General features: G+C 41.0%; 10 protein-coding genes. 7 read left to right on the forward strand and 3 right to left on the reverse strand.

Annotated elements, in window-relative coordinates; genetic code table 11:
- The first annotated feature begins 131 nt into the window (after positions 1-131).
- A protein-coding gene (locus ACM0OP_RS21875; RefSeq protein WP_414530531.1) for an IS5 family transposase occupies positions 132-937 on the forward strand; the annotation gives its coding sequence in 2 pieces (ribosomal slippage) (positions 132-468 and positions 468-937; 807 coding nt in all).
- A 159-nt stretch (positions 938-1,096) separates the two neighbouring features.
- On the opposite strand, the gene murJ is transcribed toward ACM0OP_RS21875, so the two are convergent.
- The 3 genes from murJ to ACM0OP_RS21890 all read right to left on the reverse strand — a co-directional run bounded on the left by murJ (position 1,097) and on the right by ACM0OP_RS21890 (position 5,245).
- A complete protein-coding gene (murJ, locus tag ACM0OP_RS21880; RefSeq protein ID WP_414530522.1) occupies positions 1,097-2,701 on the reverse strand; it encodes a murein biosynthesis integral membrane protein MurJ in 1,605 nt (534 codons plus the stop codon).
- 113 nt (positions 2,702-2,814) lie between these two features.
- Complete coding sequence (locus ACM0OP_RS21885; RefSeq protein WP_414530523.1) at positions 2,815-3,321, reverse strand: pentapeptide repeat-containing protein; 507 nt, start codon at positions 3,319-3,321, stop codon at positions 2,815-2,817.
- Positions 3,322-3,748: 427 nt separating this feature from the next.
- Complete coding sequence (locus ACM0OP_RS21890) at positions 3,749-5,245, reverse strand: LCP family protein (protein ID WP_414530524.1); 1,497 nt, start codon at positions 5,243-5,245, stop codon at positions 3,749-3,751.
- Between the two features lie 116 nt (positions 5,246-5,361).
- On the opposite strand from ACM0OP_RS21890, the gene ACM0OP_RS21895 reads away from it, so the two are divergent.
- From ACM0OP_RS21895 to ACM0OP_RS21920, 6 genes are all read left to right on the forward strand, one after another.
- Positions 5,362-6,426, forward strand: coding sequence for a mannose-1-phosphate guanylyltransferase (locus tag ACM0OP_RS21895; protein ID WP_414530525.1), 1,065 nt, complete (start codon positions 5,362-5,364; stop codon positions 6,424-6,426).
- A gap of 165 nt (positions 6,427-6,591) precedes the next feature.
- Positions 6,592-8,238, forward strand: coding sequence for an ABC1 kinase family protein (locus ACM0OP_RS21900; RefSeq protein ID WP_414530526.1), 1,647 nt, complete (start codon positions 6,592-6,594; stop codon positions 8,236-8,238).
- Between the two features lie 87 nt (positions 8,239-8,325).
- Complete coding sequence (locus ACM0OP_RS21905) at positions 8,326-9,306, forward strand: ABC transporter ATP-binding protein (protein ID WP_414530527.1); 981 nt, start codon at positions 8,326-8,328, stop codon at positions 9,304-9,306.
- A 197-nt stretch (positions 9,307-9,503) separates the two neighbouring features.
- Positions 9,504-10,292: an ABC transporter permease gene (locus ACM0OP_RS21910; RefSeq protein WP_414530528.1), complete on the forward strand. Its 789-nt coding sequence runs from the start codon at positions 9,504-9,506 to the stop codon at positions 10,290-10,292.
- Between the two features lie 150 nt (positions 10,293-10,442).
- Entirely contained in the window at positions 10,443-10,904 is a 462-nt protein-coding gene (locus tag ACM0OP_RS21915) for a DUF29 domain-containing protein (RefSeq protein WP_414530529.1), read from the forward strand.
- 145 nt (positions 10,905-11,049) lie between these two features.
- Positions 11,050-14,034, forward strand: a complete 2,985-nt coding sequence (locus ACM0OP_RS21920) for an NACHT domain-containing protein (protein ID WP_414530530.1) — start codon at positions 11,050-11,052, stop codon at positions 14,032-14,034.
- Positions 14,035-14,080: the final 46 nt, after the last annotated feature.

Here is a 14,080-nt window from a genome sequence, read left to right on the forward strand (position 1 = left end):
TCATAAAGTCCCCTCCCCTAGTAGTTTACTTCTACTTGTGTGTACACCGTAGCCTCGCTTGCGGGGAGGGGCTAGGGCGTGTTTTCAAACTGGTTGTATCCTAAGAAAAAGGCGATCGCGTTGTAGTGATGATGAATAGACCAGAGTTAAGCAACGAACAGTGGGAGAGGTTAAAACCGTTACTACCGCCAGAAAAGCCACCAACAGGAAAGCCAAATAATGACCACCGCACAGTTGTGAATGGCATTCTTTGGATACTGAGAACAGGCGCACCATGGCGGGATATACCAGAACGTTATGGAAAGTGGCAAAGTGTGGCCACAAGGTTTTATCGCTGGCAAAAGGCGGGAATTTGGCAGCAAATCTTAGAACATCTACAAGCAAGCGCTGACGAGCAAGGAAAGCTCGACTGGGAGGTTCATTACGTTGATGGAACAGTGATCCGCGCCCACCAACACGCAGCTGGTGGAAAAAAAGGGGCGCAGAAGAGGAGAAACTAGGTCGTTCTCGGGGTGGTTTTAGTACGAAAATACACATACGTTGTGAGGGTAAAGGTAAACCGATAACGTTTATTCTCAGCCCTGGGCAAAGAAACGAGTCACTTTTTCTAGAACAATTAATGGAAAAAGGAGCAGTCAAGCGTTCTGGGCGTGGTCGTCCACGTTTACGCCCTTTACGATTAGTGGGAGATAAAGGGTATACGGGTCGGAGAATACGTAATTACCTTCGCCGCCGTGGTATCCGTATCACGATTCCACGACTCTCAAATGAACCGCGACGCGGCCCTTTTAACCGTGAAATCTACCGTCAACGCAACATTGTTGAACGGGCTATCAACCGACTCAAACAATTTCGCCGCATTGCCACCCGATATGAAAAACTTGCAGCCAATTATACAGCTATGATTACTATCGCCTGTATTTTGTTGTGGTTGTAGTTTGAAAACACGCCCTAGGGGTGGGGTCTTATGACACAAAAGAGAATTTCCCCTTGTGTGTACACGGTAGTACAAGACAAGGGGCAGAAAATCTATAACTAATCTGGGATTCATCTCTGTATCTCATTTACCAAGTATTAATGGGAACTTGATATATTTTCATCTCTTCAAAAACTTCTGCCGCATCCGCACTACGAAGGTATTCACCTCTGGTATTTTCAGGAATGAGACAATAATTGCAAATACCAAAATCCCTACTAAGCCGGATATACACAACTGCAATAGGTGAACTATTAATCCCTGGGTTCCTAATATCTGCTGCAAACTAACCAAAGTTCCAAAACTAGCTAACCCGGCGACAAAACTTCCCCCAGCTAAACCCAAAATTGGCAAACTCCACTCCCGCCAAGGTAAACCATTGAGTTTACGATTTAGCAACCATAACAGCATCAACATGGAACTGCAATTTACACCTACTGTTGCTAACACAATACCATTAGCTCCAAAAGGTTTGACTAAAATTGCATCTAGTCCAGCATTGAGAAAAATATTAAATATACTAATGCGAAAAGGTGTCTGTCCATCCCCCAAGGCATAAAATACCCTGACCAAAACATCACGCCCTAAATAAACAAACATCCCAATTCCGTAAGCAATCAGTAGGGATGAAACTAACTGTGTGGCTTCTTGTTTAAAAGCACCCCGTTCATAGATGATCTGCACAATGGGTACAGATAATACGATCATTAATGCTCCTAAAGGTAACATGGTGACGGCGGTGAGTAAAATTCCTTGACGAATGCGTAATTTTAAGTCTGGCCAATGTTCTGGAGCGGCTAATTTCGCAAACATTGGTAATAAAGGCAGTAAAATAATATTAGAAATAATCCCCAGCGGAGTCTGCACTAGGAGATTGGCGTAGTTAAAACCAGCCGCAGCCCCAGGTATGGGACTAGCAAAGTAAAGGTCTGTGGCGACGTTAATAGGCATCATCCCAGAGGAAATGGTGGCGGGTGCCATGATTCTAATGACTTCCTGCACCCCAGGGGATTTAAAATCAAACCGCAGGCGTAATGTCCCCAGTCCTAAGCGCCACTGGACGATTAGCTGTACTACCCACTGGAGAATTGCGCCGGCTAAGGTTCCCCAGGCTAAGACCATACCTCCCCTGAAGGCGTATTCTGGCTGAATAATGTCTTTACCCAGTTGCAAGGTTAAGATGGCAATACCGGCAATGACGGTAATACTGGATAGTAGGGGACTAATTGATAGTAACCAATATTGATTGGCGGCGTTGAGAGTGCCGAAACCAATGCCAATTAAACCGGCAAATAAAGCCATTGGGGCCATGATGCGGATTTGTTGAATGGCGATCGCCCTTGTGGTACTTTCTAAGCCATAACCGACTATATCCACGATCGCATCAGCAAAGAAAATTTGCCCCAAGGACACCAGCAACAGTAATCCCCCCACCAAAGTTGTGACTGTTTCTACCAGTGGTGCGCTTTCTGACCGGGGACGCTTGGCTAAAACGCTGACAACTGCACTGTGCAATGGTCCATTCACACCACCCAGTAAGATTAAGAGAAAACCAGGGATAATATAAGCGTAACTATAAGCAGTAGCGGCAGCACCCACACCAAACGCAGCTGCGATCGCCTGCTGTCGCACTAAACCAAATATTTTACTAATTAATGTAGCCGCCGCCACAATTCCAGCTATTCCCGCAAAAGAACGGGCGGGTTTCGAGTCTTGTTGTGTCACTAAATTTTTAATTCGTAATTCTTAATATTTCCTGGGGAAACGCTGCGCGAACGTAATTCGTAATTTGGGGATTGGGAATTTTTCCCCCCCTACTCCCCACTCCCTACTCCCTATTACCGACATCCTAAACTATCCCGTGTCGCCACTTTGGTAACTGGATTTATGCCATCGGCGCGATCGCACATTAAAGCCACCTGATAGCGGTCAATCAAAGCATCAGTAAAATCCGCCCCCGTAATATCAGCATCAAAAAAACGACTTCTAGTCATAGTCGCTTCCGTGAAAATAGCATTGGTTAAATTTGCCCCATCCATCGTCACACGGTCAACTAAAGCACCCGTGAGATTTGCGCCTGACAAATTGGCATTTAATAAAACCCCCTTAGTCAAAATTGCATTAGTCAAATCTGCCCCGGCAAAATTCGCCCCCCGCATTTCCGCCGCCACAAAAGTACCACCAGCCAAATCAGTGTTAGAAAAATCACGATTCTGGAGACTACCGTTACTATAGTTGATAGTATTAATTTGAGCAAAAGCCGGTTGAGGATTGATGATCACCCACAACCAAGCCAAAACCAAAATCACAATCAAACTTAATAATCTCACTAAAAACTTTTTCATAACTTTAAACATCGCGCATCATTAGTCAATAGTCTAATATCATTTATTAATCAAATTGTCATTCATTGGCCGGATGATCGCACTTTTATTCCAAAAAGGGTTTACAGCCCTAAAAACAAGATTTCTAATTAAATCTTGTTCCCCTCCTCGCTTGCCTAGCGTGTACACACATCCTGATCCAAAAAGGGTTTCCAGCCCTAAAAACCGAATTTCACTGTAAATCCGGTTCCCCTCCTCGCTTGCGGGGAGGGGCTAGGGGTGGGGTCTTATGACACAAAAGAGAATTTCCCAACTTGTGTGTATACGGTAGCGCTTGCGGGGAGGGGTTCTTGTACCTGATAACACCCGGAAGTGCTGTAATCACAAACTACGTTCGCGCAGCGTGGCGTTAGCTATAGGAAATATTATCAATTACGAATTATGTTGACTATTTCCAATCGTCACCGATACGAATTGTCAGATCAGAATTTAAATCCCCAATAGAAGACACCTGAACCTCACCCAAACCTATGAGTTTATTTAATTCCACTCCTATTTGCCGATTGCCTTTTTGGGCAATAATTTGAGTTTGCCTTTCAGTATCCGGCCAATTTGACACCGCATAAACATTAGTAAATCCTTTGTCTTTGAGATACTTAATAACCTTTTCTGTTAGCTGAGGTTGAGAAGAAGCATTTTGAATAGCAATTTTGCGCTGATTAACCGGGCGTAAATCTGGCCTTAAACCAGGGACATCTACCCCAATATAATTATTCAATAAACTCTGTTGTCCATTGAGATTCAGCCAATAACTATTAGGATCTTGACTAAATCGGCTGAACGTACCAGGTAAAATGGTCATTTGCAAATTATCCCGTTCCAGGTTAATGGAATAATTTACCAAAGCCATCATTTCTTCTGTTTTGAGATTGGTATCAAAATATTTTCGCATCAAGCGGGTTAATTGGGGCAATCTTGGTAATACAGTTGGACTATTGAGGCGTTCTAGTAAAGCTGTAATCAGCATTTGCTGACGTTGTACTCGTGGTAGATCCCCTAGCCCTGGTTCCCGGAACCGTGCAAACATTTCTGCTTGTTCACCGTCGAGAGTTTGCCATCCACTCACCAAATGATTACTGCTGTCTTCCTGTTGCATTCCTTGGGGTACTAAGACATCAACCCCACCCAATTGATCAACTAACTGTCTTAAACCACTAGTGGAAATCCGAATATACCGATCAATGGGAGCATTGTTTAAGGTACGACTTACTACCCGTGCGGCTAAAACCGGACCACCTTGAGCATTGGCCTCAGACACCTTAGTTAATCCCTGTTCGGGCATAGCAATCATCGTATCTCTGGGAATTGACAGCACCCGCATGGTTTGATTACTGGGATTCAGCCTCACCAATAACATGGTATCGCTAGTGCCGATAAAACTTTCTGGTGAACCATCCACAGTTCCTGACACGGGATCAACTCCCATAATCAGAATATTCATGGGGCGTGAAAGTTTATACTGGGATATATTACCCCATAATTCCCCCGGTAATGGAACTTTCGGCTCATCTTGGCCAGAAAAGCCCCATTCTTCATCTGTACGCTCCAAATTGCTCCATAGCGGGGTCCACAGCGCCACAGTAGAGACCAGCAAACCCGAAAAAACTATGCCGATGACAGCCGTCAAAATCCACAGTAACCACCGGGGCATAGTCAAGCCCAAGCGATCGTATAACTCGTTGGGAATTGCCCCTACAGAGTCAACCACACTGCGGGAAATAGTTCCTGGTTGGCGAGGTACTATGTCCAGGCTAGAGGCTGATGGCTGTTCGATTCCTAGCTCATTTTCAGCCCACGGTATTTGTTGAAGTCTTTCCTCTAATTCTAACTCTGGGAGTTGTTGAGGTGTAACTTCATTTTCTGACCATTGAAATTGTTCAATCACAAATTATCTCCCCACTGAACCACGCCCTAACGGTATATTGATCGCAGCCATCACTCTTGCCAAGGCAAAAGCTCACTGTACACTGATAGTGATCTGAGCTAGGTGTGTATGACAACATGAATAAGTCACTGTTCCCTGTAATTCTTGCCGGTGGCAAAGGTGAGCGTTTTTGGCCCCTGAGTCGCAAAGACAGACCTAAACAATTTTTAAGCCTTGATGGTAGCTCTAGAAGTTTATTACAAACAACTGCTGATAGATTAGTCGCAGTTGCCAGTGGCTGGAATCACCTCTGGGTAATAACTTCTAGTCAAATAGCCGCAGGTGTCAAACAACAACTACCTGAACTGCCAGCTCAAAATTTATTAATTGAGTCACAAGGACGAGATACTGCTGCTGCTGTTGCCTGGGCAAGTTTGGAAATTAAGAAACGTTACGGAGAAGATGCGATTATCGGCTTTTTTCCCTCTGACCATTGGATAGCTGACCAAGAAGCATTTGCACGCACCTTAGATGCTGCTACCCAGTTAGCGGCAAGCACAGAGGCGATTGTCACTTTGGGGATCAAACCTACGTTCCCATCAACTGGTTACGGCTACATTGAACAAGGCGAAAAGATTGGTAGATTTAATGATTTGCCAGCCTATCACGTCAACCGCTTTACTGAAAAGCCCAACCGTGAAACAGCAGAAACTTTTTTAGCGACGGGGCGTTTTAGCTGGAATAGTGGAATGTTCGTGTTTCGGGCTGGAGTTATTCTTAAGGAACTATACACCCATGCGCCGGAAATTATCGAACCATTAGCACAACAAGGCCCTGATATATATCCTCAGTTGCTTAAACAGAGTATAGACTATGCACTGATGGAAAAAACAAATCTAGCATACGTCTTGCCGGTGGAATTTGGTTGGGATGATTTAGGAGATTGGAATGCACTAGAGCGATTACTGAAAAAAACTGATAATCCCAATGTAGAACTTGCTACTCATGTGGGGTTAGATACTCACGGGGCGATTGTTTATGCCACCGATTCGGAAGATGTAATTGTTACTATTGGTTTAGAGGATGTGGTGATTGTGCGCGATCGCAACGTTACTCTTGTCATTAATAAAGACCGTACCCAAGAAATAAAGCAGATTCTCAAAACCCTTGCCGATGATCCCCGATTTAGCGAACTGTTGTAGTTGTTAAGCTTGAAGAGGTAAAACATTTGCTCCCCCTATTATAACTGAAATGTCCGTTTGAAGAACTAGGGACTAGGAGCTAGAGACTAATAGGATACAGCAAACTCTTCTCCATTCCCTGACTCCCCATCTGCCAAATCCCCTGATCCCCCTCATCTCCCCACAATGTTCCTCACCCAAACTGTTCCTCGTCAAAAAGAAATCATCGAAGTAGTCCTTCGCAATGGCTGGGACTATATGCGAAGGCTGCTGACTGGTGGTAAAGCTGATCAACCCCAGCTACCCACACCTGCGGTTTTAAAGAATATCCTGGTGGACTTGGGGCCAGTTTATATCAAACTTGGTCAGCTACTTTCTACCCGTCCCGACTTACTGAACGCCGCCTACATAGAAGAACTTTCCACTCTCCAAGACGAAGTACCCCCAGTTCCTTGGTCAGAAGTAGAAGTATTCATCCGTAAGCACCTCAAACGCCCCCTGGAAGAAACCTTCAGCACAATTAATCCTGTTCCCGTAGCGGCGGGATCAATCGCCCAGACTCATCGCGCCACATTAGTCGATGGTCGAGAAGTAGCGATAAAAGTGCAACGTCCGGGAATTGCTCTCACTGTTGCTCAAGATATCGCTTTAATTCAAGGAATTGCTGATTTAGTCGCCCGCACAGAATTTGGGCAAACCTATGAAATCAAATCCGTCGCCGCAGAATTTACCAAAGCTTTAGAAGACGAATTAGATTTTACACTCGAAGCTGGTTTTACCGACGAGCTACGAGGTAATTTATCTCGTAGTCGCTGGTTTGATCCCACACAACTGGTAGTTGCAGAAATTTTCTGGGACATCACCACCGAAAAGTTATTGGTTATGGAATGGCTGGATGGAGTTCCCTTCCTCTCAGCGAATTTAATCAGCATTGAGAACGGTAAAACTGCTCATACACAACGCCAAGAAATCACTACTTTACTATTTCGAGCTTTTTTCCAGCAACTATATATTGATGGCTTCTTTCATGCTGATCCCCATCCTGGAAATTTATTTTATCTCGCAGATGGTCGGGTTGCGCTTTTAGACTGTGGAATGGTGGGTAGGCTTGATCCCCGCACTCAGCAGATACTCACAGAAATGCTCTTAGCCATCATTGATTTAGATGCAGGGCGCTGCGCTCAATTAACTTTACAATTAGCAGACTCTTCTCAGCCAGTGATTTTGTCCCGGTTAGAAAATGATTATGATCGGATGTTGCGGAAGTATCATAATGTCAACTTGGGTCAACTGAATTTCAGTCGGGTAATTTATGAAGTTTTGCAAGTCGCCCGAAACAATAAAATTCGCTTACCCAGTAATATGGGGTTATATGCCAAAACTCTGGCGAACTTGGAAGGAGTAGCCCGGACATTTAACCCAGAGGTGAATTTATTTGATGAAATCCAGCCATTAATTACAGACTTGTTTCGGAGGCAATTATTAGGCGATAATCCAGTGCCATCGCTTTTAAGAACTGCCTTAGATATTAAGAGTTTATCATTACAATTTCCCCGGCAAATTGAACTGTTATTAGATCGCGTCACCTCGGAAACCTTACAGTGGAATCTTTCCCTGCGTGGTTTGGATGGTATGCGGCGCACTTTAGATGACGCAGCTAACAGATTATCTTTTAGCATTTTGGTAGGTTCTCTAATCATGGGAGCAGCCATTATTTCCACCAAAGCCCAAACAACTCAACTTTCTTATTTAAGTACTGTCCTTTTTGCTGCTGCCAGTTTATTAGGTTTGTGGCTAGTTTTTAGTATTTTGCGCTCTGGGCGTTTAAAGTAAACCTTGTGTTTACCAAAGCAATCATTAATACAGATAAATAATTGATGTGCATCTATCTGTATTTATCTGTAGTTTCAATATAAAATTATGTCAATTATCACCGTTGAAAATCTGAGTAAATTTTATCCAGTTGCTGTTAAAGAACCAGGGCTAAAAGGCACACTCACCCACTTTTTTCGGCGTACCTACCGCCCTATTAAAGCAGTACAAGATGTTTCCTTTGAAATAGCACCTGGTGAAGTGGTGGGTTTTTTGGGACCAAATGGTGCTGGTAAAACCACCACCCTAAAAATGCTCACAGGGCTAATTCATCCTTCGGAGGGGACAGTCAGAGTAGCGGGATACGAACCATTTCTGCGCCAAGAGGCATTTTTACACAAAATCACCTTAGTCATGGGGCAGAAACAGCAACTACTCTGGGACTTACCCGCCCTTGACTCCTTAAAAATCAACGCTGCTGTATACAACATCTCCAACAAAGAATTTCAAAAGCGAGTCGGGGAATTAACAGAAATGCTCACCCTAGAAGGTAAGCTAACCCAACCCATGCGGAAATTATCTTTAGGTGAACGCATGAAAGCCGAACTACTAGCAGCACTTTTGCATCATCCTCATGTCTTGTTTCTCGATGAACCCACACTAGGACTAGATGTTAATGCTCAAGTGGCAGTGCGAGACTTTTTGCGCGAGTATAATCAGCGTTATCAAGCCACCGTATTATTAACTAGTCATTACATGGCTGATATTACTGCCTTATGTAAGCGTGTGCTGTTAATTCATCAAGGAAAGCTAATGTATGACGGGAGTTTAGATGGACTGCTAGCCAATTTCGCACCTTACCGAGAAATCCATATTGAGTTAGCCCAGCCCCTACCCAGAGAAAAACTCACCTGTTATGGAGATGTGCAACTCTTAGAGGGAAGTGTAGTCAGCTTTATAGTCCCGCGAGAGAAGCTCACAACCACCGTATCTCAAATTTTAAATGATTTAGAAGTCATCGACTTAACAGTAACCGAGCCGCCCATAGAAGAAGTGATTGGTAGAGTTTTTCAGTCCGGAGTAGTTTAATTTGTAATTCGTAGACACAGATGAGACGGATTAAGGGATTTCACAGATTTTACTTATCTTAGCACATGAAAAAAATCAGCGTAATCAGCGTAATCCACATAATCCGCGATACGGATTTTAGCCTCTATTGTTATCACAAATAATCTCATCCGCGCAATCCTTTGATCAGCGTTTGTAGTTCGTAATTCGTAATTTAAGTGAAAAAAATTATTCGGAAAATCTTGACATTTCTTGCTGTTTACTACGCCTATATGGTTGAGTATCGGGCAGAATTGATTTTGTGGGTTTTATCTGGGGCTTTACCAATTATCCTCATGGGTGTATGGATAGAAGCGGCTGAAAGTGGGGAATTTGGTTTAACATCTGTAGATTTTGCCCGTTATTTCATCACCGTTTTTCTTGTCAGACAAATGACCGTTGTTTGGGTAATTTGGGAGTTTGAAAAAGAAGTAGTCGAGGGCAAATTATCATCGCGCTTATTACAACCCATAGATCCAGTATGGCATCATCTCGCTGGTCATATTTCTGAAAGAGTTGCCCGCATACCCTTCATATTACTATTAGTTCTCTTGTTTTTTATCCTCTATCCCCAGGCTATTTGGTTCCCGAATTTGACGCAATTTTTACTGTTTGGGTTAGCAGTGACGTTAGGTTTCTTTCTACGATTCGTGATTCAGTATACCTTTGCTCTCTTCGCCTTTTGGACAGAACGGGCTAGCGCCTTGGAAACTTTCTGGCTATTGTTTTACCTATTTTTATCTGGTTTAATAGCCCCTTTAGATGTTTTCCCTGAGAATGTGCGAACAATAGTCATGTTTACCCCTTTTCCCTACTTGATTAATTTCCCAGTTAGTCTTTTGGTGGGGCTACCGGTAGATGTTCCACGGGGATTTTTAGCAATTTTGGGTTGGATATTGATATTTTTAGGTGCAAATCGTCTGCTGTGGCGTGCAGGATTAAAACGTTATTCCGGTATGGGTGCTTGAAAACCTGCCAAACCTCGCGAGGCTTAGATCCCCGACTTCTTGAAGAAATCGAGGATCTTTTTGTATCTTTTTGTTTGTAACTCATTTAAAGTTAGAATTGCTAAAATATTGCTATCAATTGGTTAAATTTTGGCAGGTTCAAAAAATTAGATGACAGCGCCTCAACCAAAAGTCTCCACTAACTCCCAACTTTACGACCAAGATTTTTATTTCTGGCTAGAGACAACGGCTGAACAACTAAAAGCAGGAAAATTTGCGGAAGTTGATTTAGCCAATCTCATCGAAGAAATTGAATGTATGGGGAGAAGTGAAAAAAGAGCATTAGAAAGTAATTTAGTTATTTTATTAATGCACTTGCTGAAATGTAAATATCAGCCAGAAAAACGCACTAATAGTTGGCTTTCAACTATATTTGAGCATCGGCGGAGATTAAAGAAAAGCCTGCAAGATAGTCCAAGTTTAAAAAATTACTTTTCTGAAACCTTTGCAGAGTGTTATCAAGATGCACGTCAACAAGCAGCCATAGAAACTGGATTATCACTTGATACCTTTCCTGTAGAATCTCCCTTCAGCACCGATGAATCTTTGGATAAGGACTTTTTACCCGAATAACTCCCTCAATATGCAAATAGATTAGTTGTGTATAGGGAAATTAAGGGAAGATATTAAATTCTTTATCTTCCTTTATCTCCACTTCCCAATCAGCAATGAGATTGACTACAGTATTGATAGTTGTAATCAAGTTAACTGTATATCTATGAATAGTCAACGTAACCGTGGTATTGCTATCAAACCTAAAGGAAGAGATTTGATTGAGGAAAAAAGGGGAGAAAAAGGTTACTCTCTTAAGAAATTGGCAGAACTGGCTGAAATAGATATTAAGACTCTCAATACTCTTTTGAGAGGAGAACCAAAAGATAGAAATACTATCGAAGCTATAGCAAAAGCTTTGGAAATATTACCAACAGATATTGTTGATGCTGATGAGGGGTTTCCTCAATCTGTAAATACCACTCAAAACCAAGAAGATGTTAACTGGCTGGAAGTTTGTCACACCGTCCTCAATGAGCAGCAGATTAGAAGAAAAGCCTCTGCAATGGGATTTGAGGTAAATGTTCATGTTCCCCTGGGTTTGGTACAACGGAAACAGCAACAAAGACGAGATGAGAGTGTTCCTAGAGAACAAGTTTATCAGCTAGATGAGGAATTTATCACCAAAACCTATGAACATGATGATTTTCTGCAACAGATCATCAGTCAAAATCCTGGGGATAAAAACAAGAACATTGCAATAGTGGGAGAACCGGGAGCAGGTAAAACTACTTTATTAAATGCTGTTGCATCACACATCAAACGAGAAAATCAAGACCTAGTGATTGTTATTTCTCTTGCTGATTTGCAAGGTATGAAATTAGAGGAATATATACTCACGAAATGGCTACCTCATGCAATGGAATTACCTGGGAAAAATTCTACTCCAGAAATAGAAAAGCAGCTAAGAAAACGTTTTTATGCAGGTGATGTTTGGTTGCTGTTAGATGGTGTAGATGAAATGGGCGAACCTTCATCTATAAAAGCATTAAATAAAATTTCTCAAGCCTTGAGAGGTTGGGTAGGAAAAGCGAGGGTAATTTTGACTTGTCGGTTAAATGTTTGGGATGCAAGTTTAAATAATAATATTTTACCAAACTTTGATACTTATCAAACTCAGAAATTCCAACCCAAGCAAATTTATAAATTTATTTGCGAATGGTTTAAATATGCCAATAATATATCTCGTGGTTATGAACTACAGAAGGAATTAAAAGTAAGAGACCAAGGGAACCATAGTATTACAGGCTTGGTTAGTAATCCTTTAATGTTATCTGTTTTATGCCAAATTTATCAAACTAGCAAGAATAGAGAATTACCAGAAACCAAAACAGAAATATTCCATTTATACCGACAGCATTTTTATGATTGGAAGCCTGAGTCCATTACTCAAGATTTAAATTATAAGAAAAAGCAAGAATTACACGAAGCTTTAGGTAAATTAGCTTTCGCAGGAATTGACAGCAAGTATAGATTTCAACTACCTGAGAGTTTCGCAGTTGATGTGATGACTCAAGAATTATTTGATTTAGCTTGTGAGTTAGGTTGGTTGAATAAGGTAAATATAAATGCCAATTATGAAGATGTTTATGCTTTCTTTCATCCTAATTTTCAGGAATATTTTGCAGCTTTAGCTATTGATGATTGGCATGATTTTTTAAATCATGTTCGTGATAATCCAGAACAAGGAATATATCACATTTTTGAACCTCAATGGCAACAAGTAATTCTGCTGTGGCTGGAAAGAATGGAAAAATGTAATTTTGATAAAATCAGACAGTTTCGAGCTTATATCAATAATTTTGAAGATAATTGTGGTGGTATATATAAAGAAAAAGCAATTAATGTACTCAAGTATAAGTCTCCTATTTTCTTATTGAAGGAAGAAGAAAGGCGTAAGAAAGAGTTTAACGACATTTTTGATGAGATATCGAAAGACTGTCCAAATCTATTCCCTAAAGAAAGCAATTGTAACACTTCAGATACTCACTTAAATTCGGAACAGGTATCAGAATCAACTTCAGACATTGAAAAAAAACCTGTTAGTATAACACCTGAATCTTACAATGACCCTAGTCAAGAACTATCACAATTAAGCAAATTGCTAGATAGTTTATATGATGAAACTGCTGCAAAAAAAATAGTTGAACATCTGAATCAAACGAAAGATGATGATCAATACACATCTCAGCTTAAAAATATTATTGATAAATTGCTCAACGGGCTAGAGTTTTGTAAATTTTACAGGAAAGATAAAATCATTAGTAATTTGAGTATTTTGTTTGATAGTGACTCTAGAGAAATATTTTTACAATTGCTAGATAGTCAGGATAGAGATATACGACTATCTGCTGCAATAAAATTAGGTAAAATTGAACCTAGCAATCATAAATCCATCGAAACTATAATTGACGTGATGGAAAGTAAATATTCTGATGAAGAATATGATCCAGAGGAAGAATATGAGCCAGATAATGGTTGTATGATTTTTTACGATATTCTCTGGGGTATTAATGAACTGAGGAATGTCAAAAATTATGATTACAGTCCGGTAGTGGAAAATGCACTAAACAATATCAAGACTCATAAATATTGGTATATTCGTCTTGACCTTCTCATAATGTTACAGGAAATTGGGATCGAGCGTGCTGATTTTCTAGAGTCGCTAAATTACTTGATCACATCTGATAATCATCCCTACGTGCGTGCAATATCAGCTTATATGTTAGGTGAAATTGAACAAGATCATCCAAAAGTAATTACCACTTTAGAAAAGTCGCTGGTAGAGATGATGATCATCTATCTTTCATCTTTGACTGGTTTATCTAGTTATTTATCATTCTCAATTGCTAAAAATTTATTAACAATAGACCCCAATAACTCAACTGCTCTAGAATTGTTAATATTTTTGATTTGTCATCCTCACCAAGACTATTCATCGAACTACGAATTTAGGTATCTGATAGAAGAGTTTAAATATCCGATTGATAAATTGCGTAAATTATCATTTGAACATGATAATCTTTTGGTAAAAGTTGATAGTATCGGCGAGTATTTTTGGTTTTTACTGACAAGGGGTCCGAATGATGGTCAAATATTATATGTCAAAAAAATACACTATTCTGATTATGGACATTTTAGCAATAAGTAGGTGGGCGTGAAATAACCAAAATGTGTAACAATAAGTAAATACAGTA

The sequence above is a fragment of the Nodularia chucula CCY0103 genome, assembly GCF_963923915.1.
Taxonomy (GTDB): domain Bacteria; phylum Cyanobacteriota; class Cyanobacteriia; order Cyanobacteriales; family Nostocaceae; genus Nodularia; species Nodularia chucula.

Bases quoted from the DNA above. Each gene is read 5' to 3' on its own strand.
- ACM0OP_RS21885 (WP_414530523.1), bottom strand. From the start codon at position 3,321: ATGAAAAAGTTTTTAGTGAGATTATTAAGTTTGATTGTGATTTTGGTT.
- ACM0OP_RS21895 (WP_414530525.1), top strand. From the start codon at position 5,362: ATGAATAAGTCACTGTTCCCTGTAATTCTTGCCGGTGGCAAAGGTGAG.
- ACM0OP_RS21900 (WP_414530526.1), top strand. From the start codon at position 6,592: ATGTTCCTCACCCAAACTGTTCCTCGTCAAAAAGAAATCATCGAAGTA.
- ACM0OP_RS21905 (WP_414530527.1), top strand. From the start codon at position 8,326: ATGTCAATTATCACCGTTGAAAATCTGAGTAAATTTTATCCAGTTGCT.
- ACM0OP_RS21915 (WP_414530529.1), top strand. From the start codon at position 10,443: ATGACAGCGCCTCAACCAAAAGTCTCCACTAACTCCCAACTTTACGAC.
- ACM0OP_RS21920 (WP_414530530.1), top strand. From the start codon at position 11,050: ATGAATAGTCAACGTAACCGTGGTATTGCTATCAAACCTAAAGGAAGA.